At 65.8% G+C, this 19,558-nt stretch carries 15 protein-coding genes; 7 read left to right on the plus strand and 8 right to left on the minus strand.

Translation table 11 applies throughout. From position 1 onward, the window contains the following. Positions 1–2: 2 nt before the first annotated feature. Positions 3–641 (minus strand): NrsF family protein, encoded by a 639-nt coding sequence (locus D6B98_RS07260; RefSeq protein WP_126256277.1) that lies wholly within the window; start codon positions 639–641, stop codon positions 3–5. A 2-nt stretch (positions 642–643) separates the two neighbouring features. After that, positions 644–1,189 carry a sigma-70 family RNA polymerase sigma factor gene (locus D6B98_RS07265; protein WP_126256278.1) on the minus strand — a complete coding sequence of 182 codons (546 nt, stop codon included), beginning with the start codon at positions 1,187–1,189 and terminating at the stop codon, positions 644–646. 292 nt (positions 1,190–1,481) lie between these two features. Here D6B98_RS07265 and D6B98_RS07270 point away from each other — a divergent pair, with 292 nt between their 5' ends. From D6B98_RS07270 to D6B98_RS07290, 5 genes are all read left to right on the plus strand, one after another. After that, the gene (locus tag D6B98_RS07270) at positions 1,482–2,159 is read left to right on the plus strand and encodes a hypothetical protein (protein ID WP_126256280.1); all 678 of its coding nucleotides are present in this window, start codon (positions 1,482–1,484) and stop codon (positions 2,157–2,159) included. A gap of 110 nt (positions 2,160–2,269) precedes the next feature. After that, entirely contained in the window at positions 2,270–3,049 is a 780-nt protein-coding gene (locus tag D6B98_RS07275) for an enoyl-CoA hydratase (protein ID WP_126256282.1), read from the plus strand. Positions 3,050–3,236: 187 nt separating this feature from the next. Further along, positions 3,237–4,667: a TolC family outer membrane protein gene (locus D6B98_RS07280; protein WP_126256284.1), complete on the plus strand. Its 1,431-nt coding sequence runs from the start codon at positions 3,237–3,239 to the stop codon at positions 4,665–4,667. A gap of 23 nt (positions 4,668–4,690) precedes the next feature. Continuing rightward, entirely contained in the window at positions 4,691–5,248 is a 558-nt protein-coding gene (locus D6B98_RS07285; protein ID WP_126256286.1) for a P-loop NTPase family protein, read from the plus strand. 51 nt (positions 5,249–5,299) lie between these two features. Then, positions 5,300–6,262 (plus strand): amidohydrolase family protein, encoded by a 963-nt coding sequence (locus D6B98_RS07290; RefSeq protein WP_126256287.1) that lies wholly within the window; start codon positions 5,300–5,302, stop codon positions 6,260–6,262. A gap of 3 nt (positions 6,263–6,265) precedes the next feature. On the opposite strand, the gene D6B98_RS07295 is transcribed toward D6B98_RS07290, so the two are convergent. From D6B98_RS07295 to D6B98_RS07305, 3 genes are all read right to left on the minus strand, one after another. Then, positions 6,266–9,382: an efflux RND transporter permease subunit gene (locus tag D6B98_RS07295; protein ID WP_126256297.1), complete on the minus strand. Its 3,117-nt coding sequence runs from the start codon at positions 9,380–9,382 to the stop codon at positions 6,266–6,268. A gap of 28 nt (positions 9,383–9,410) precedes the next feature. Next, positions 9,411–10,655 (minus strand): efflux RND transporter periplasmic adaptor subunit, encoded by a 1,245-nt coding sequence (locus tag D6B98_RS07300; protein WP_126256299.1) that lies wholly within the window; start codon positions 10,653–10,655, stop codon positions 9,411–9,413. 144 nt (positions 10,656–10,799) lie between these two features. Next, positions 10,800–12,212: a CoA transferase gene (locus D6B98_RS07305; protein ID WP_126256301.1), complete on the minus strand. Its 1,413-nt coding sequence runs from the start codon at positions 12,210–12,212 to the stop codon at positions 10,800–10,802. Positions 12,213–12,266: 54 nt separating this feature from the next. On the opposite strand from D6B98_RS07305, the gene D6B98_RS07310 reads away from it, so the two are divergent. Continuing rightward, complete coding sequence (locus tag D6B98_RS07310; protein ID WP_126256303.1) at positions 12,267–12,554, plus strand: hypothetical protein; 288 nt, start codon at positions 12,267–12,269, stop codon at positions 12,552–12,554. A gap of 173 nt (positions 12,555–12,727) precedes the next feature. Then, positions 12,728–13,498: an SDR family NAD(P)-dependent oxidoreductase gene (locus D6B98_RS07315; RefSeq protein ID WP_126256305.1), complete on the plus strand. Its 771-nt coding sequence runs from the start codon at positions 12,728–12,730 to the stop codon at positions 13,496–13,498. Positions 13,499–13,678: 180 nt separating this feature from the next. Here the strand turns inward: D6B98_RS07315 and D6B98_RS07325 are convergent, their stop codons facing one another. From D6B98_RS07325 to D6B98_RS07335, 3 genes are read right to left on the minus strand one after another with little or no spacing between them, the layout of a single operon-like run. Further along, complete coding sequence (locus D6B98_RS07325; RefSeq protein ID WP_126256307.1) at positions 13,679–17,161, minus strand: error-prone DNA polymerase; 3,483 nt, start codon at positions 17,159–17,161, stop codon at positions 13,679–13,681. Further along, positions 17,158–18,753 (minus strand): Y-family DNA polymerase, encoded by a 1,596-nt coding sequence (locus D6B98_RS07330; RefSeq protein ID WP_164718455.1) that lies wholly within the window; start codon positions 18,751–18,753, stop codon positions 17,158–17,160. Before D6B98_RS07330 ends, D6B98_RS07325 begins: the two co-directional genes overlap by 4 nt. Further along, positions 18,650–19,456: an ImuA family protein gene (locus D6B98_RS07335; protein ID WP_126256751.1), complete on the minus strand. Its 807-nt coding sequence runs from the start codon at positions 19,454–19,456 to the stop codon at positions 18,650–18,652. The genes D6B98_RS07330 and D6B98_RS07335 overlap by 104 nt, the downstream gene beginning before the upstream one ends. Between the last annotated feature and the right edge of the window lie 102 nt (positions 19,457–19,558).

Raw genomic sequence — 19,558 nt, forward strand, 5'->3', positions numbered from 1 at the left:
CGTTAGTAGCGCAACACCCTGGAGCCTACTGCCGCGCCGATCGCCGTCACCAGCGCGGTCGCGAGCGTGTACCAGGTCGCGACGAACAGCGGGGAATCGTCGGTGCAGTGCGAGGCGTAGAGCGTCGCGGCCAGGCCGGCCGACAAAAGGCCGGCGAGCGCGCCTGTAAGCGCAGGGTGCGAGGGGGCACCATGCCGCAGGCCGAACAGCGCACCTGCGAGCAGCGGCAGCGACATCGCGGGGATGGCGACCAGGCACACCCTCGAATTCTTGCCCATCAGTCGCATCGTCATCGGCATCGCCGGGGCCATCATCGCTTCGCTGCCGATCGCGACCGCCAGCAGCCCGACCGGAAACAGCAGCAACCAGCCCCAGCCGCGCATCAAGGCTTCAGGACGCGACAGATGCAGGCTGACGACGATCGCGGGGATCGCGAGCGACAATGTGACCGCGAACTTCATGTCGAAGAACGGATTGCGCATGGCCGTCATCACGTCCGGCCGCACGCCGAGGAAGGTCGCGAAAATCAGGATCGACAGCGGCGCGGCCACCAGCAGCGCCATGGTCAGCACGGCGCCGACGCGCGGCACGCGGTGGGCGTTGTCGGCGGCGAGCGAGCGGATCAGTTGGTCGGTATCCATGACTAGTGGTCCCGCAATTTGGCAGTCAGTGCCGCAAGTCCGCGATGCAGTGCAACCCGCACCGCGCCTTCGGTCATCGAATACTTCGACGCCGTGTCCTTGATCGAGGCGCTCTCGACCGCGATCGACTGCAGCACGTCGCGCTGGCGCTGCGGCAGCGTGCCCAGTTGCGCTGCGACCTCGCTAGCCGAGGCTGTCTCCTGCGGCGCCTCGCCCGGCAGCGTCTCGGCGAAATCGTCGATGTTGACGAAGACGCGCCTGCCGCGTCGCCTCAGCGCATCGATCAGCTTGTTGCGGGCGATCGCGAACAGCCAGGGCGCGAACGGGGCCTCGCTGTCCCAGGTGTGCCGCTTCAGGTGCACCGCCAACAATATCTCCTGCACGATATCCTCGGCCTGATCGGGAGGCTGCCCGGCCCGCGCCAGGCCGCGCCTCGCCGCGGCGCGCAGCACCGGCGTGACCGCCTTCAGCAGGCGATGATACGCCGCATCATCGCCTGCCATGGCCGACCGCATCAGGCCGGTCCATTCGTCCTCACATCCGCGCACGCGCGCCCCTCACCATGCAATTCGGCCGTTCGATCAATTTGTTACGCGGGGCGGCACGAGATCACGAATTCGTGATCAAGGCCCGACCTCGCGACCGATACGGCCGTCAGACTCTGCGACGGCTCATAACACCGATCGCCCCGGCCCGCACTCGGCGGCCGCCAGCAGGGGGGCCGGTTTGCCCCGTTTTTGCCCGGTGGTGCCCGAAGATTCCCATTTTCTGCCCCGCTGTCGTCACGCCCCAGGGTCTCTGTTCGTTCCCGGGACGGGCGGAATTGGGGAGATCATCACCATGATGAAAGCCAGCGGGCGCACGGCCCTGATTGTTCTGGCCGGGCTTTTGTTGTTCGGAGGCCCTGCACAGGCGGAGCCAAGCTCAGCCACAAGCAAATCGGACAGCGCGGGCAACCAGGCCGACGCGGCCAAGCCGGGCAAGCATCGGCGCCAGGAGTCACGCCGCACCGGCACCGGCAAGACGGCACAGAAATCGGACGACAAGGCCGACGCTCCGGCAAAGACGGACGAGGCCAAGCCCGACAGCAAGGCGTCTGACAGCAAGGCGGCCGACGGCATCCTGCCGGCCTCGGGCCAGATGCCGCCGGCGGTTGCAAACGCCAACGCGCAGTTCGCCGGCACCGACACGCCGACCGCGGCTGCGGCCTCCGCGATGACGGACCGTGCCAACGGCAATGTCCAGGCCGCGGCTGACAATACCAACGCCCCGAACGTTGAGAGCCAGGTCGTCGCACCCGACCAGCTCAACGACATCGACCGCGCCGTGCAACAGGACAACCCGCCGGCACAGAAGGCGGTCATTGCCGCGACCGAAGCCCGGCCCCGGCCGGCGCCGGTGATGGCAAGCAGCCAGCAGAGCACGGCCTGGGACCAGAGCTCCCTGATCGGCAAGATCTTCATCGGCGTCGGCACGCTGCTCACGCTGGCGTCCGCCGCGCGCATGTTCATGGCCTGATCGCGGTTCCGCCAGGACGCGCGGCCCCGCGCGTCCTGCCTCTCCGGCCCCCTTGAAGGCATCCGCGCCAGCGGGCACATTGCCCGCCCAATCAAACGCGTGGGTGGAGCATGAGCACGTTCGAACACATCATCGTCGAAAGCAAAGGCGCGGTCGGCATCATCAAGCTGAACCGGCCGAAGATGCTCAACGCGCTCTCCTTCGGCGTCTTCCGCGAGATCGCCGCTGCGGTCGACGATCTGGAGGCCGACGACGCCATCGGCTGCATCATCGTGACCGGCAGCGAGAAGGCCTTTGCCGCCGGCGCCGACATCAAGGAGATGCAGCCGAAGGGCTTCATCGACATGTTCTCGGAGGATTTCGCCGCGATCGGCGGCGACCGCGTCGCACGTTGCCGCAAGCCGACGATTGCGGCGGTTGCCGGTTATGCCCTCGGCGGCGGCTGCGAGCTCGCCATGATGTGCGACATCATCATCGCCGCCGACACCGCAAAGTTCGGCCAGCCCGAGATCACGCTCGGCACCATTCCCGGCATCGGCGGGACCCAGCGCCTGACGCGCGCGATCGGCAAGTCCAAGGCCATGGACCTGTGCCTCACCGGCCGCATGATGGACGCGGCGGAGGCCGAGCGCTCCGGCCTCGTCAGCCGCATCGTGCCCGCTGACAAGCTGATGGACGAGGTGATGGCGGCAGCCGAGAAGATCGCCGCGATGTCGCGCCCTGCCGCCGCGATGGCCAAGGAAGCGGTGAACCGCGCCTTCGAGACCACGCTCGCCGAAGGCATGAGCGTCGAGCGCAACCTGTTCCACGCGACCTTCGCGCTGGAGGACCGCTCCGAGGGCATGGCGGCGTTCATCGAGAAGCGCAAGCCGGTGAACAAGAACCGGTAACGGCGCCGAACGGTCAGGCTGTTGTAAGGCTCGCCGCGTTACACAGGATCCCTGTGACGAAGCTGCAACAAGCACGGATTTCATGGGGGTTTTCCCCGCGGCAGTTTGCCTGCGCGACCTCGGCTGGCTAAACAAGCTAAGAGGCAACCGTCGGCGGGGGCGGACAGCCGGGATTAAGCGGGATTACATGATTGGGCGAGCCGCCAGAGCTGGTCGCGTGATGAACCGGCGCCGATCGGGCATGGGTGCCGTGCTTGCGACATGGACCGCGCTGGCGCTCTGTTGCGCCCTGCCCTCCGCCGCTCGGGCCGAAGCCCTGCCGGAGGCGCTCGCCAAGGCCTACCAGACCAATCCGCAGCTCAATGCCGAGCGCGCGCGACAACGCGCCACGGACGAGAACGTGCCGCAGGCTCTTGCCGGTTACCGGCCGCAGATCGTGGCGAGCCTCAGCGCCGGCCTGCAATCGGTTCGCAATCTGCTGCCCGACAACACGATCCAGACCGGCAACCTGAAGCCGTGGATCATCGGCGTCACCGTGACGCAGACCCTGTTCAACGGTTTCCGCACCGCCAACAGCGTGCGGGCCGCCGAACTCCAGGTGCAGTCGGGCCGCGAGGCGCTGCGCAATGTCGGCCAGGGCGTGCTGCTCGATGCGGTCACGGCCTACACCAACGTGCTCGCCAACCAGTCGCTCGTCGAAGCGCAGCGCTCCAACGTCGCCTTCCTGCGCGAGACGCTCTCCGTCACCCAGCGCCGTCTCAACGCCGGCGATGTCACGCCGACCGATACCGCGCAGGCCGAGGCGCGCCTCAATCGCGGCCTTGCCGATCTCAACGCGGCCGAGGTCGCGCTTGCCGTCAGCCAGGCGACCTATGCGCAAGTGATCGGCAATTCGCCCTCGCAGCTTCGGCCCGCCGAGGCCGTCGACCGCTATCTGCCGAAGAGCCGCGAAGACGCCGTGACGATGGCGATCCGCCAGCATCCGGCGGTGATGGCCGCAAGCTTCGATGTCGATGTCGCCTCCACCAACATCCGCATCGCCGAAGGCGTATTGCTGCCGAGCGCCACCATCCAGGGCAGCGCCAGCAAGAGCCGCAACAACGACCCGACGCTCGGCACCTTCGCCGAGGACCAGGCCTCGATCGTCGCCAACGTCACCGCCCCGATCTATGACGGCGGTCAGGCCGCAGCGCAGACGCGGCAGGCCAAGGAGATCACGGCACAGAGCCGGCTCGTGCTCGACCAGGTGCGCAACCAGGCGCGCACGGCGGTGGTCAGCGCATGGGTTGCCAATGAAGGTGCCAAGGTCACGGTTTCGGCCTCGGAGTCCGAGGTGAAGGCGGCGACCGTCGCGCTCCAGGGCGTGCAGCGTGAGGCATCCGGCGGACAGCGCACGACCGTGGATGTCTTGAACTCGCAAGCCGATCTGATCCAGGCCAAGGCCCGCCTGATCGGCGCGCAGCGCGACCGCGTCATCGCCTCCTACACGCTGCTCAGCGCCATCGGCCATCTCGACGTCAAGACGCTGAACCTGAACACGCCGGACTACCTGCCCGAGGTGCACTACCACCAGGTCCGCGACGCCTGGCACGGCCTGCGCACACCGTCGGGGCAGTAGGCTCAACTCTCTGGCCGGGGCTGATGAAAAGCCGCCGCATCCATCTGATGGGAGCTTCGGGCTCCGGCGTGACGACGCTCGGTCGCGCGCTTGCCGGCCGGCTCGCGCTGCCGCATCACGACAGCGACGACTATTTCTGGCTGCCGACCGTGCCGCCCTATCAGACGACGCGGCCCGCTTCCGAGCGGCTGCGCCTGATGCGCGAGATGTTTCTGCCGCGTCTGGATTGGGTGCTGAGCGGATCCGTCACCGGCTGGGGCGAGGAGATCGTCTCGTATTTCGACCTCGTCGTCTTCGTGACCACGCCGCGCGACATCCGCCTGGAGCGATTGCGCGCCCGCGAGGCCGCCCATTTCGGCGCGGATGCCGTCGCGCCGGGCGGCTGGCGCCATGACGAGACCGAAGACTTCGTCGAATGGGCCTCTCACTACGAAGCCGGCGATCGCGAAGGTCGCAGTCTCGCCAAGCATGAAGCGTGGCTCGCCGGCCTGCGCTGCCCGATCACGCGCGTCGACGGCTCACGCCCGCTTGCGCACCTCGTCGACCAGCTATGCAGCGAAGCGCAGCGGCTGTCCGGCTGATGTGATATTCTCCCGGCACCACCGCCAAATAACGAAGCAGGGAGAGAAACCATGCTCAACCGACGCAGCGTCCTGCTTGCCTCCCTTGCCGCCGGAGCAGCCATGACCAGCAGAGCCCACGCGCGTGCAGCGCAGCCCGCGACGCCGGTCAATTTCGACGTGCCGGCGCATGCCTGCGACTGCCACACCCATATCCATGGCGATGTCGAAAAATTTCCGTTCTTCGCGGGCCGCGTCTATACGCCGGAGCCGGCAAGCCCTGAAGAGATGGCCGCGCTGCACAAGGCGCTGCATATCGAGCGCGTGGTGATCGTCACCCCGAGCGTCTACGGCACCGACAATTCCTCCACCCTGTTCGGCATCAAGGCACGCGGCGCGACCGCGCGCGGGGTCGCCGTGATCGACGACAAGACAACCGAGGCGCAGCTCGATGCGATGCATCAAGACGGCTTCCGCGGCATCCGCCTCAATCTGGCGACGGGCGGCGTCAACGACCCCAATGTCGGCCGGCCGCGCTTCACCGCCGCCGTCGAGCGCATGAGGGCGCGCGGCTGGCACGTGCAGCTTTACACCACGCTGGCCATGATCTCGGCGATCAAGGACCTCGTCGAGGCGGCGCCGGTGCCCGTCGTGTTCGACCATTTCGGCGGGCTCGAGGCTGCGCTCGGGCTGGAGCAACCCGGATTTTCCGACCTGATCGCGCTGGTCAAGTCCGGCAAGGCCTATGTGAAGATCTCCGGCGCCTATCGCTCCTCGAAGCTCGCACCCGACTACCAGGACATGGTGCCCTATGCGCAGGCGCTGATCGCGGCGAATGCCGACCGCATCGTCTGGGGCACCGACTGGCCGCATCCGGATTCCAGCCGCGTCGAGGGGCGCAAGGCAACCGACATCGCGCCGCTCTACCAGATCGATGACGGCCGCCTGCTCAATCAGCTTCCGGTGTGGGCGCCGGATGCCGACGTGCGCAAGAAGATCCTGGTCGACAATCCGGCGCGGCTCTACGGATTCTGACGCTCAGCGCGCGCGGCGCGAGAAGAACGAGATCAGGACCGGCAGGGTCACGAGGATCACGACCGGCGCCAGCATCATGCCGGTGACGACGACGACCGCGAGCGGTTTTTGCACCTGCGAGCCGATCCCCTCCGACAGCGCCGCCGGCAGAAGGCCGACGCCGGCGACGACGCAGGTCATCAGCACCGGCCGAAGCTGCAACTCTCCCGTGCGCACCACCGCGGTCATGCGGTCCATGCCTTCTTCGATCAGCTGGTTGAACTGCGACAGGATGATGATGCCGTCCATCACGGCGATGCCGAACAGCGCGATGAAGCCGATCGCCGCGGAGACGCTGAAGGCCGTGCCTGATATCAACAGGCCGAGCACGCCGCCTAAGATCGCCATCGGGATCACGCTCATCGCGAGCAGCGTGTCGGTCATCGAGCCGAAATTGAACCAGAGCAGCACGCCGATCAACGCCAGCGAGATCGGCACCACGATCGACAGCCGCCGGATCGCGTCCTGGAGATTGCCGAACTCCCCGACCCATTCCATGTGCGAGCCGGGCGGCAGCTGCACCTGCTCCGCGATCTTCTGCTGAGCCTCGCTGATCGCGCTGCCGAGGTCGCGCTCGCGCACCGAGAATTTGATCGGCAGATAGCGTTCCTGCTGCTCGCGATAGATGTAGGCCGCGCCCGACACGAGACTGATGTTGGCGACCTCGCTGAGGGGAATCTGGGTGACGGTGCCGTTCGGCCCGGGCGCGCCGATCCGCAAATTCTGGATCGCCTCCGCGCTCCTGCGGTATTCCGGCGCAAGGCGGACGATGATCGGGAAGTGACGATCGCTTCCGGGCTCGTAGAGGTCTCCCGCGGTGTCGCCGCCGATCGCGACCTTGATCGTGGCATTGATATCGCCCGGCGCAAGGCCATAGCGCGCGGCCTTGGCGCGGTCGATGTCGATCTGGACGGTCGGCTGGCCAAGCGAGGTGAAGACCGCAAGATCGGTGACGCCCTGCACCGTGGCCAGCACCTGCTTGATCTTGTTGGCGGTGTCGGTGAGCGCCTGGAGGTCGCTTCCGAACAGCTTGATCGAGTTCTCGCCCTTCACGCCGGAGACGGCTTCGGAGACGTTGTCCTGGAGATATTGCGAGAAGTTGAACTCGACGCCGGGGAAGCGGTCATCGAGCTGCTTGAGCAATTGCGCGGTCAGCTCCTCCTTGTCGCGCGTGCCGGGCCATTGGCTCACGGGCTTGAGCGGGGCGAAGAACTCGGCGTTGAAGAAGCCGGCGGCGTCGGTGCCGTCGTCGGGACGGCCGTGCTGCGATACGACGGACTCGACCTCGGGCCGGGTGCGGATCACCTTGCGCATCTCGTTGACGTAGGAATTGCCTTCCTGGAGCGAGATGGTCGGCGGCAGCGTGGCGCGAATCCACAGATTGCCCTCTTCCAGCTTCGGCAGGAATTCGAGGCCGAGCAGCCGGCCGAGCGCCACCGTCATCAGCACGAGGCCGACCGCGCCGCCGAGCACGATGTTGCGATTGGCGACCGCCCATTGCAGCAGCGGCGAGTACAAGCGGTGCAGGATCAGCATGACCCTGGTCTCGGTTTCCTCGACATGCGCGGGCAGGATGATCGCGGACAACGCCGGCGTGACGGTGAACGTCGCAAGCAGCCCGCCGGCCAGCGCATAGGCATAGGTGCGGGCCATCGGCCCGAAGATGTTGCCCTCGACGCCCGACAGCGTGAACAGCGGCAGGAAGGCCGCGATGATGATTGCCGCAGCGAAGAAGATCGAGCGCGAGACGTCGGCGGCCGCGCTGAGGATGGCGTGGCTCTTCATACCGAACAGCGTCTCGTTGGACATGTGCTCAGATTCCGACATCGGCGTGGTCTGCGTCAGGCGACGGAAGATCGCCTCCACCATGATGACGGTGGCATCGACGATCAGGCCGAAATCGATCGCGCCGACCGACAGCAAATTGGCCGATTCGCCGCGCAGCACCAGGATGATGACGGCGAAGAACAGCGCGAACGGAATGGTGGCGCCGACGATCAGCGCGCTGCGCAGATCGCCGAGGAAGATCCACTGCAACAGAACGATCAAGAGAATGCCGACAACCATGTTGTGCAGCACCGTGTGGGTGGTGAGCTCGATCAGGTCGCCGCGGTCGTAGATGCGCTCGATGCGCACGCCGGGCGGCAGGATGCTGGAATTGTTGATGGTCTGGACGAGCTGGTGGACACGCTGGATGGTCGGCGAGCTCTGCTCGCCGCGCCGCATCAGGACGATGCCCTGCACGATGTCGTCGGCCTCGTCGAGGCCGGCGATGCCGAGGCGCGGCTTCTGGCCGACGGTGACGGTGGCGACGTCCTTGACCAGCACCGGATTGCCGCCGGTCTGCGCCACCATGGTATTGGCGAGATCGTCGATCGACCGGATCAGGCCGACGCCGCGCACGACGGCCGATTGCTGGCCGATATCGACGGTGTTGCCGCCGACATTGACGTTGGAATTGCCGACCGCCTGGAGCAATTGCGGCAGCGTCAGCCCATTGGCGACCAGCTTGTTGAAATCGACCTGGAGCTCGTAGGTCTTGCTCTTGCCACCCCAGCCGGTGACGTCGATGACCCCCGGCACGGCACGGAAGCGGCGCTGCAGGATCCAGTCCTGGATGGTCTTGAGGTCGAGCACGCTGTAGTTCGGCGGACCCACGAGACGGTAGCGGAAGATCTCGCCGATCGGGCTCAGCGGCGATATCTGCGGCTGCACGTTGCCCGGCAGCGGCGCGAGCTGCGCCAGGCGGTTCAACACCTGCTGCAACGCCTCGTCATAGGTGTAGGCGAAGGAGAACTGGATTTTGACGTCGGAGAGACCGTAGAGCGAGATGGTGCGGATGGTCGTGATGTTCTTCAGGCCCGCGACCTGGGTCTCGATCGGGATCGTGATGTAGCGCTCGATCTCCTCTGCCGACAGTCCCGGGCTCTGCGTCACGATATCGACCATCGGCGGGGTCGGATCGGGATAGGCCTCGATGTTGAGCTGGTTGAACGCGATCAGGCCGCCGACCAAGACAGCGACGAACATGCCGACCATCAGGAAGCGCCGGTTGACGGCAAGAGCGACGAGACGATCCATTCAGGTCTTCAATTTTCTTGGGTCGTCGTCAGCTGCCGGACGCCGCGCGGTCGATGAACAGGCTGCCTTTGGTAACGATCTGCTCGCCGGGTTTCAGATTGCCGGTGACCTCGACGAGGTTGCCGTTGATGAGGCCGATCTTGATCTGGCGCAGCTCGACCGATTTGTCCTCACGCGCGACCCAGATGCGAACCTTGTCGGCTTCGTAGATCAAGGCCTGTTTCGGCACTGCCGGCGCGGCGCGGTCGCCCGCCGAGTAGATCGTGACGTTGGCGAACATCTCCGGCTTGAGCAGGCCGTCCTTGTTGTCGATGGTGGCGCGCACCAGCAGGCGGCGCGTGCTGGGATCGATCGCGGCGGCGACGTAGTTGATCCTGGCGGTGAGCGGACGACCCGGCAGTGCCATCACGTTCACGGTGATGTCCTGACCGATGCACACGGCAGCGGCGTCGCTCTCGCGCACGAAGGCGGTGAGCCAGACGGTGGAGAGGTCGCCGACCACGAAGACCGGATCGCTGGCGCCGGAATTGACGTACTGACCGGGGCCGATCTTGCGCTGCACCACCGTGCCGGCGATCGGCGAATAGATCGTGACCTCCCGATTGATCGTGCCCTTGTCCTGGAACGCCCTGATGGTCTCGTCGGTGAAGCCGAGGATGCGCAGCTTGTTGCGCGCGGCTTCCAGCGCCGTCACCGAAGAGCGCATGTCGTTCTGCGCCTGGACCTGGGTTGTTTCCGCCTGCTGATAGTCCTTCAGCGGAATGGCATGACCCTCATAGAGGTCCTTGGCGCGCTTGAACTGGATGTCGGAGAGCTCGAGCGCCGACTTCGCCTTGTTCTGCGAGGTCATCGCCGCGATGAAATCGTTCTGGGCCTGCACGGTGTCGGCGGCCTCGATCGTGAACAGCGGTTGACCCTGCTTCAGCGTCTCGCCCGGCTTGGCCAGCAGCTTGGTGACGCGGCCCGCATAGGGCGAGAACACCGGCGTCGAGCGGTCCTCGTCGACCGCGACCTTGCCCTCGGTGACATACTCGGCTCGGAAGCTCTTGGCCTTGACCGGCTCGATCGTCAGCGTCGCCCATTCGGACGGCGTCGGCGTGAAGGCCTGCGCATTCCTGCGCGACTGGCTGGAGATTTCGGAGTGCTTCTTGTCCTTGGGCCCCAAAGCGAGGAAGCCGTAGGCACCGGCGCCGGCAAGAGCTAGCAAAACCACGGATGTGATCATCCGTTGTTTCGTAAACAGCTGCAATCGCTTGGTATTTTCAACTACCATGGAGCCCGGTCGTGTCTGCGACGATCTCGGCAGATGTCTGCCGTGTCGGTTGCGCTAATAGTGCCGAACTGCAATTTCAAACAACCAAAAAACGCTGGCGCCTTTCGGTTTGCGTTAAAAACTTTGCGACATGTCAGCTTCATGTCAGCTTCGCGCCGGCCAATGTGCCGGATGACTGCCGAGCGGCATCGCGGGACGGCGCCAATGTGCCGGTGTCGTCGACAGCAGCGCCGAATGGCGCACCGCCTTCAGCATGCCGAATCCAGATGGCATGCTCTCGATGAACGCAGCATGTACGGCCTCGCCCGCAAGATCCGGGGTATTCAGTCCGCCATCGAGCCGGCCGAGATTCCACAGCCAGCGTCCGGTCTGCGCCAACGACACGCGTACGTGCCAACTGCCGCCGTCGCAGGCCTGGCGCATCCTGGCCATCATCGCGCCGAACGCCATCAGATAGCCGGTGGCGTGGTCGAGCATCTGCGCCGGCAATTCCTTGGGGCCATCGAGGCCGGCGGCCTGGCCTTCGGCGTGATTGAATCCGGTCGCGGTCTGCACCAGGGAATCGAAGCCGCGGCGCGCGGCCCAGGGCCCGGCATGGCCATAAGCCGAGAGCGTCACGTAAACGATGCCCGGATTGATCTTCGCTGCGTCCTCCGGCGAAAAGCCGAGGGCGGCAAGCGCACGCGGGCGATAGCCTTGCGAGAAGATGTCGGCGTCCTCCAGCAGTTCGCGCAATTGCGCCCTGCCCGTGTCGGTCTTCAGCTCGATGAAGGTGGTGAGCTTGCCGCGGCCGGTATCAATGGTGAGCCAGTCAATGGCGGGCAGCTCCGGCCCCGACACCAGCAGCACTTCAGCGCCGTGCGCGGCGAGCGTGCGGCCGGCGACGGGGCCTGCGATGACGCGGGAGAGATCGAGCACACGAAGGCCGGAGAGCGGACGATCGTTGTTTGATAATCCTTGGGGCCACGGCTTTGGCGGGGCTTCGCCGATCTTCTCGATCGAGATCAGCGGCAATTGCGCGAGCGCGCGCGCCTGCGCCAGCGCAGACCATTCCTCGTAGCTCCGCATCAGCGCAACCACGCCGCCCGCCGTATAAGCTGCCGTCTCGAAATCCTCGCCCCTCCATTGCATCAGCGCGGCCTGCACCTTGTCGCGCTCCGGCTCGCAACCGAGCACCTCGCAGACGGCCTCGCGGTGCTGCGGAAAGTTGGTGTGGCAGCGAACGATGCGGCTATCGCCGGTCCTGTAGGCGCCGGCAATCGCGTCCCAGGCCGGCGGCGGCGGCTTGTCGTCGACGCGCAGATAGCGTTCGGAGCGGCATTCGGCGACGGCGTGGCGCATGTCGACGGAGACGTATTGCATCTGCCCGCTGCGCAGCCGCCAGATCTCGGCCGCGGCGAGCCCGGCGGCGGCGATCGTGGTCTGGCCGGCGACAGCAACACGAAATGAGGACGGAATCTGCGGCTCCTCGCCGGTCAGCCGGACGTGTTCGAGCGCAGCCGGATCGCCGCCGGCGGAGGTCCAGATATCCCTGAGAATATCGGCGGGGCTTTGCATGGCCGCCTCTCTCCCTTACTTTTACGACGATCCATCAGCACATAAGGGAATGTAATGGTCGCCATCGATCCCCTCATCGCAGGTGCCGTATTCATCGCGACGGCGGCCACCGACGCCGTCTATGTCATGTTCACCTCGGCCGTGATCGCGCGCAAGCGCATTCCTGCGGCGAACTGGAGCGCGGTCTGGTACCTGCTCTCCTCCTATGCCGTGATCAGCTACACCGAAAACGCGTTCTACGTCGCCTTCGCCGCGATCGGCTCCTGGGCCGGCGCCTATGCGTCGCTAACCTTCCTGCACCGCCCGCCCGGCGGCCCGCCGGTGGGGGCTGCACCGGAGTGAGGGGTGCGAGCCTCTCACCGCGTCATTGCGAGGAGCCCTTGCGACGAAGCAATCCAGACCGTTGCCTCGGACGCATTTTCTGGATTGCTTCGCTACGCTCGCAATGACGAACTGGATCGTTCAGCATACATGTCGAAACAGCTGCACTCGCAGCACCAAATAGGAAGCTAACAATGGATCTCAGTCTCAAAGGCAAGAACGCCATCGTGCTCGGCGGCACGCGCGGTATCGGGCGGGCGATTGCGGCGACGCTCGCCGGTGAAGGCGCCAATGTCGCGGTGTGCGCGCGCAATGCGGATCAGGTCGCGGCCACCGTCGCTGAATTGAAGGCGATCGGCGTCAACGCCACCGGCGGCCCGGTCGACGTCACCGACGGCGCGGCGTTGAAAGCGTGGATCGAAGGCGCGGCAAAGGAGCTCGGCGGCGTCGACCTGCTGTTCGCCAATGCCGGCGCGATGGCGCAGGGCCACGACGCGGCTTCGTGGGAGCAGAATTTCCGGCTCGATCTGCTCGGCGCCGTGCACGCGTTCGACGCCGCGCGGCCGTTTCTCGAGGCCAGCGGCGAGAGAAGCGGCGATGCCGCCGTCGTCATCATCTCCTCGATCTCGGCGGCGCAGGCCGACACGGCCAGCTCCTACGGCCCGATCAAGGCGGCGCTGATCCACATGGCCAAGGGCCTGGCGCGACAATACGCCAAGAAGAGGATCCGCGTGAATGTGGTGTCGCCAGGCACCGTCTATTTCAAGGGCGGCGTCTGGGAGATGATCGAGAAGAACATGCCGGAGCGTTACAACGACGCGATGAAGCGCAACCCGACCGGCCGCATGGCAACGCCGCAGGAGATCGCGAACGCCGCGGTGTTTCTGGCGAGCCCGGTATCCGGGTTCACGACGGGATCGAATCTCGTCGTGGACGGCGCGATCTCGAACCGGGTGAATTTTTGAGGGCGCCGCCTCCCGTCAGTTCCGTCATCCTGAGGCGCGAGTGGCGCGATGCAAGAGCATCGCGCCGGGAGCCTCGAAGGATGCACGGCCCGGATGCAGCCGGGCCGTCGCCCTTCGAGGGCCGCTGAAGGAGCGGCCACCTCAGGGTGACGGTGAACGAGCGGTAGCGTAACGACACCCTCAATGAAAATCCCGCGACGGCGGCAGGATGCGGACGTTGCGGGGGTGGCGGATCTTTTGCGCCGGCATGTCCGCGAGCGCGCGAGGGTCTTCGTTGAGCGGCTCGACCAAGGTGGCGCCCGCCGGCACCGGATGCTGGCGGCTCAAGGCATCGTTGGCGAGGCCGACCAGATCGTGCGAGCGATCGATCATGCGCTGGGCGATCAGATGCGTTACCTTCTCAGGACTGCTCTGGATATAGCCGTGAACCTCGATGAGCCGCGCGCCCATCACCTCCTTGCGATACTGCTCCATGATCTTGGGCCAGACCACGACATTGGCGATGCCGGTTTCGTCCTCCAGCGTCATGAACACGACGCCGCTGGCGCTGCCCGGTCGCTGCCGCACCAGCACCACGCCGGCGCAGCGGACGCGGCGGCGCTCGTTCTCGTGGCTGATCTCCCTGCAGGCGACGATCCGCTCGCGCGAAAACATCTCGCGCAGGAATTCCACCGGATGGCCCTTCAGCGACAGCCGGATGGTCTGGTAGTCCGCGACGACCTGCTCGGCACGCGGCATCAGCGGCAGCGGCTTGGCATGCTCGTCCGGCTGCTCGCGCGCGGTGGCCGCCTCGAACAGCGGCAGCGGCACGTCGTCAGGCAGCCGCCGCACCTGCCACAGCGCCTCGCGGCGGTCGAGCCCGAGCGAGCGGAACGCGTCGGCATCCGCCAGCAGGATCAGCGCGCGCTTGGGCAGGCCGGTGTCGCGGGCAAAATCTTCCAGTGAGGTGAAGGGGCGGCGGTTGCGGGCCGCGACGATGCGGTCGGCCCAGTCTCCCGATTTCTCCGCATTGTCATTCCGGGGCGACGCGTCAGCGTCGAGCTCTGATGCGCAATTGCGCATCTGAGAATCCATTCCGCCAGGCGCATGCGGCCCGATGGATTCCGGGCTCGCGCTACGCGCGCCCCGGAATGACAGCTGAGAGCGCTTCAGCCTCTCTTCATCCTCGTCCAGCCAGTGGAATCCGTCGATCTGGCGGAAGCCCAGGCGCACGGCGCAGTATCTGCCGCTCCCCTCCTCCAGCGTGTTTTGCGCAAAGCTGTAGGACACGTCGATGTCGCGGACCTCGACGCCGTTCTTGCGGGCGTCGCCGACGATTTGCGCCGGGGCATAAAACCCCATCGGCTGCGAGTTCAGGAGGCCGCAGCAGAACGCATCCGGGTGATAATGCTTCAGCCATGACGAGATGTAGACGAGCTGCGCAAAGCTCGCGGCGTGGCTCTCCGGGAAACCGTAGGAACCGAACCCCTTGATCTGGTCGAAGCAGCTTCTGGCGAAGTTGGGATCGTAGCCGCGCGCCACCATGTTGCCGATCAGCTTTTCCTCGTATTGACCGATGGTGCCGACATTGCGGAAAGTCGCCATCGAGCGGCGCAGGCCATTGGCTTCCTCGGAGGTGAAATGTGCCGCTTCGATCGCAATCCGCATCGCCTGCTCCTGGAACAGGGGCACTCCAAGCGTCTTGTGCAGCACCTTGTAGAGCTCGTCCCTGTCGCCATGCTCCGGCGACGGCGAGGGATAGCTCACCTTCTCGAGCCCGTTCCGCCGCCGCAAATAAGGATGCACCATGTCGCCCTGGATCGGACCCGGCCGCACGATCGCGACCTCGATGACGAGATCGTAGAAGGTCCGCGGCTTCAGCCGCGGCAGCATGTTCATCTGCGCGCGGCTCTCGACCTGGAACACGCCGAGCGACTCCCCGGCACACAGCATGTCGTAGACCTCGGGATCGTCCTGAGGAACGCTCGCAAGCACGAAACGCTCACCCTTGTGCTGGTCGATCAGATCGAAACACTTCCTGATGCAGGTCAGCATGCCCAGCGCCAGCACGTCGACCTTCATCATATGAAGCGCATCGACGTCGTCCTTGTCCCATTCGATGAAAGTGCGGTCGTCCATCGCGGCATTGCCGATCGGCACATAGGTGTCGAGCCGGTCCTGGGTCAGCACGTAGCCGCCGACATGCTGGGACAGATGGCGCGGAAATTCGATCAGCTCGGTCGCAAGCTCGACCGCGAGGTTGATCATGGGATTTTTGGGATCGAGCCCGGCCTGCCGGACCTGCATGTCGTTGAGGCCCTTGCCCCAGCTGCCCCAGACGGTGTCGGCGAGCGCGGCGGTGACGTCCTCGGTCAGGCCCAGCGCCTTGCCGACGTCGCGAATGGCGCTGCGCGGGCGGTAATGGATCACGGTCGCGATGATCGCGGCGCGGTGGCGGCCGTAGCGGCGGTAGACATATTGCATCACCTCCTCGCGCCGCGAATGCTCGAAATCCACGTCGATGTCGGGCGGCTCCAGCCGCTCCTTGGAGATGAAGCGCTCGAACAACAGATCGACCTTGGTCGGGTCGACCGAGGTGATGCCGAGCACGTAGCACACGGCCGAGTTCGCCGCCGAGCCGCGGCCCTGGCACAGGATGTTCTGGCTGCGCGCATAGTGCACGATGTCATGCACGGTGAGGAAATAATGCGCGTATTTCAGCTCGGCGATCAGCGCGAGCTCCTTGTTGAGCGTCGCCCGCAGCCTGTCGTCGATCTTGCCGTCGAAATACTTCTCGACACCCGCCCAGGTCAGATCCTCCAGATGCCCCTGTGCGGTCTTGCCCGGCGGCACCGGCTCGTCCGGATATTGGTATTTGAGCTGATCGAGTGAAAACTCGATTGCGTCCGCAAAGCGCATGGTCTCCGCGATCGCATCAGGAAAATCGCGGAACAGACGCGCCATCTCGCGCGGCGTCTTCAGGAACCGTTCGGCATTGGCTTCCAGCTTCCGCCCCACAGCCTCGATCGTGGTCTTTTCCCGGATACAGGTCAGCACATCCTGCAGCGGACGGCGGCCGGGATCGTGATAGAGCACCTCGTTGGTCGCGAGCAGCGGCACCTTCGCCTTCATCGCGAGATCATCGAGCCGCGCCAGCCGGCGCCGGTCGTCGCCGCGATAGACCAGGCTCGCCGCCAGCCACACGCCTTCGGCGCGGCCGGCCTTCAGCTGCGCAAGAACGTCCAGCGCCTGGGCCGGGTCGAAGCGATGCGGCAGCGTCAGGATCAGGAGCTGGCCTTCGGAAAATTCCAGCAGATCGGCGAAGCTGAGACGGCACTCGCCCTTCTCGATCCGCGTGATGTCGTCGCCGCGCTTGCCCCGAGTCAGGAGCTGGCACAAACGGCCATAGGCGGCGCGGTCGCGCGGATAGACAAAAATGTCGGGCGTGCCGTCGATGAAGACGATGCGTGCGCCGATCAGCAGCTTCGGCTTGTGCAGCACCTTGTCATTGTCGAGCTCCTTGTAGGCCCGCACCACGCCGGCGAGCGTGTTGTGGTCGGCGATGCCGATCGCGGGAATGCCGAGCTCGCTGGCCTGATGCACATACGCGCGCGGATCCGAGCCGCCGCGCAGGAAGGAGAAGTTGGTGGTGATGCCGATCTCGGCATAGCTAAGCGCATTCATGCGAAGAGACCGTGCACATACCAGCCGGGCGAGGCGGGCTTGCCGTCGCCATCGAACACTTCCCCCTCGTAAAGACCGTCGCGAAAGATCCAGAAGCGCAGGCCCTCGGCATCCTCGATGCGGAAATAATCCCGCGTCAGCTGCTTGCCGTCCTGCCGCCACCATTCCATCGCGATACGCTCGGGCCCCTCCACCCGCACCACGGCATGCAGCGCGCGGCGCCAGGTGAATTGATGCGGCGGACCATCCGGCACGGCCGCGAACGGCACCTTGATCGGCTCCGGCTTGTCGAACAGCCTTAAGGGACGCAGCGGCGGCTCGCTCTCGACACGGGCGGGCCATTCGGCCTGCATGGCGGCAGCAAGATGATGCTGCGCCGGGGCGGCCATCACTGCACATTCGGGAATATGGGTATCCTCAGGCAGATGCACGACGACGCGTTTTCCTCCGATGCGCGCGGCGATGCGGTCGATCAGCGCGGCGAGCTCGTCATTGTCGTGGACATGGGCGTCGAGATCGCGCTGCTCCTGCACCACGATCTCGGTGCGGCTCGCCGACAGGCGCACCATGTCGAAGCCGAAGCCGGGATCGAGCGGATCGGCAAGCGCATCGAGACGCTCGCGGAACAGGCGGTCGATCACCGTGCTTTTCGTCACCGGACGTCCGGTCTCGACCATGATCGCGCGCACCACGCCATCGGTGCGGAAGAAGGCGGCTTCGAGCCTGCGCGCGCCTTTGCCCTGTTTCTCCATCGATGCGATCAGCGTGTCGGCGAGCCGCGACAGCGTCATCGCAATCATGGTGTCGGTTGCGATCGGCTCGGCGAAGCGCTTCTCCACGATGTAATCGGGCAGCGGCTTGCGTGGGCTGATCGGCGCATCGCCCTGCCCCAGCGCATGCGCGAGCAGCGTGGAGAACCGGGCGCCGAACCGCGCCGTGATCTCGCTCGGCGCGCGCGAGGCGACGTCGCCGATGGTCTTCAGGCCGGCGCGGCGCAGGCCGGTGGTGATGGCCTCGCCCGCACCGAGCGCGGACACCGGAAACCGCTCGATCGCCGCCGCCTCGCCGCCATCGGCGACGATGCTGCTAGATGCCTGCCGCGTCAGCGTACGCGCGCAGATCGACGTGCCGGCGATTGCCGCACCGACGGCAAAGCCCTGGCGAGCGAGCGCACGAACCAGCGTCGTTAGCAGCGCAGCCTCGCCGCCGAACAGATGGGCGCAGCCGGTGATATCGAGGAACAGCCCGTGCGGCGGATCGAGCGCCACCAGCGGCGTGAAGCGGTCGCACCAATCGGCGACATCGCTGAGCGTCTTCGCATCGGCCGCGACATCGGCGTCGAACACTTTCAGATCCGGGCACATCGCCCGCGCATTCGCCAGCGGCTGACCAATGTACAGGCCGAGGCGCTCGGCGGCCTCGTCCAGCGCATGGATCACCAGCGCATTGTTGTCCTTGATGACGACGATGCTCGGCTCATGATTGGCTTTACCCAGCCCGGCGCTGTTGAAAAACCGCTGAATCCTGTCGATCGGCAGGCGCGGCAGCCACAGGCTGAGAATACGTCGACGGTTCGCTGAACTGGCACTCATCACAATTCCATTCCATGATCCACCGGCCGCAGGGGCCATGACGATTGCGCAAGAGCGTGGCATCGAAGCGCGGCGCGCCCCAAACGCTCCAAGGCGCCGCAGGCATTGAAGCCGGTCCCGGCGGCGAATGCGCCGCGCGCAGCATCCATCGCGTCTCCGCAGTCGACGGCAAAGGTTGCGCGGCCATGCGCAGCATCAGGCCGGTGACGCCGGAGCCTTGCGCGGCCAGCGTCAGCTTGCGGCTCGCCACCAGATCGAACTGCCTGGTCTCGCCCCAGAGCTCGAGCACGACGGCGCCCAGCGCGTCGCAGGCAAGCGCATCGGCCGAGGTGCGCAGCGCGCTCTCGACATCGGCGGCGCGGACCGTCACCACGCGGCGCGGATCGAGGCCCAGCTCTCTGAGCCCGCTCATCGACAGCGCGCCTGTTTCCACTTCCGAAAAATCCTGTCGCACCCACAGCAGCGGTTTGCGTACCGCCACGCGCCCCGCAAGCCCCATGACAAAACCCGTTGCGGCCACGCCCTGGCGCCCTTCGCAAAACACCTCGTGGATCGCCGCACGCGCGAGCCCGCCTTTCAGCGCGCCATCGGCCTGGCCATGGCCGAGCGCCACCCGATCGTGCTGATGCACGATCTCCGCGGTCTCGATGCGCTCGATCTGGCCGCGCAAGATCGCAAGCGCGCTCATACGTGCGCCGCTCATGCTCGCCGCTCCTTCAGGAATGGGTGCCGTGGTCTTCAAAAGAAGAACCAGCGACTGGCTCATTTGTTCATGATATGTTCTAATATAAAGCTAACGGCGCGC

Origin of the sequence: Bradyrhizobium sp. LVM 105 (assembly GCF_003957705.1) — a bacterium.
In the GTDB taxonomy this organism is placed as follows: domain Bacteria; phylum Pseudomonadota; class Alphaproteobacteria; order Rhizobiales; family Xanthobacteraceae; genus Bradyrhizobium; species Bradyrhizobium frederickii.

Excerpts from the sequence above, each read along its gene's own strand:
- D6B98_RS07260 (WP_126256277.1), bottom strand. The coding sequence starts at position 641 with ATGGATACCGACCAACTGATCCGCTCGCTCGCCGCCGACAACGCCCAC.
- D6B98_RS07270 (WP_126256280.1), top strand. The coding sequence starts at position 1,482 with ATGATGAAAGCCAGCGGGCGCACGGCCCTGATTGTTCTGGCCGGGCTT.
- D6B98_RS07275 (WP_126256282.1), top strand. The coding sequence starts at position 2,270 with ATGAGCACGTTCGAACACATCATCGTCGAAAGCAAAGGCGCGGTCGGC.
- D6B98_RS07280 (WP_126256284.1), top strand. The coding sequence starts at position 3,237 with ATGATTGGGCGAGCCGCCAGAGCTGGTCGCGTGATGAACCGGCGCCGA.
- D6B98_RS07285 (WP_126256286.1), top strand. The coding sequence starts at position 4,691 with ATGAAAAGCCGCCGCATCCATCTGATGGGAGCTTCGGGCTCCGGCGTG.
- D6B98_RS07290 (WP_126256287.1), top strand. The coding sequence starts at position 5,300 with ATGCTCAACCGACGCAGCGTCCTGCTTGCCTCCCTTGCCGCCGGAGCA.
- D6B98_RS07295 (WP_126256297.1), bottom strand. The coding sequence starts at position 9,382 with ATGGATCGTCTCGTCGCTCTTGCCGTCAACCGGCGCTTCCTGATGGTC.
- D6B98_RS07300 (WP_126256299.1), bottom strand. The coding sequence starts at position 10,655 with ATGGTAGTTGAAAATACCAAGCGATTGCAGCTGTTTACGAAACAACGG.
- D6B98_RS07305 (WP_126256301.1), bottom strand. The coding sequence starts at position 12,212 with ATGCAAAGCCCCGCCGATATTCTCAGGGATATCTGGACCTCCGCCGGC.
- D6B98_RS07310 (WP_126256303.1), top strand. The coding sequence starts at position 12,267 with ATGGTCGCCATCGATCCCCTCATCGCAGGTGCCGTATTCATCGCGACG.
- D6B98_RS07315 (WP_126256305.1), top strand. The coding sequence starts at position 12,728 with ATGGATCTCAGTCTCAAAGGCAAGAACGCCATCGTGCTCGGCGGCACG.
- D6B98_RS07325 (WP_126256307.1), bottom strand. The coding sequence starts at position 17,161 with ATGAATGCGCTTAGCTATGCCGAGATCGGCATCACCACCAACTTCTCC.
- D6B98_RS07330 (WP_164718455.1), bottom strand. The coding sequence starts at position 18,753 with ATGAGTGCCAGTTCAGCGAACCGTCGACGTATTCTCAGCCTGTGGCTG.
- D6B98_RS07335 (WP_126256751.1), bottom strand. The coding sequence starts at position 19,456 with ATGAGCGGCGCACGTATGAGCGCGCTTGCGATCTTGCGCGGCCAGATC.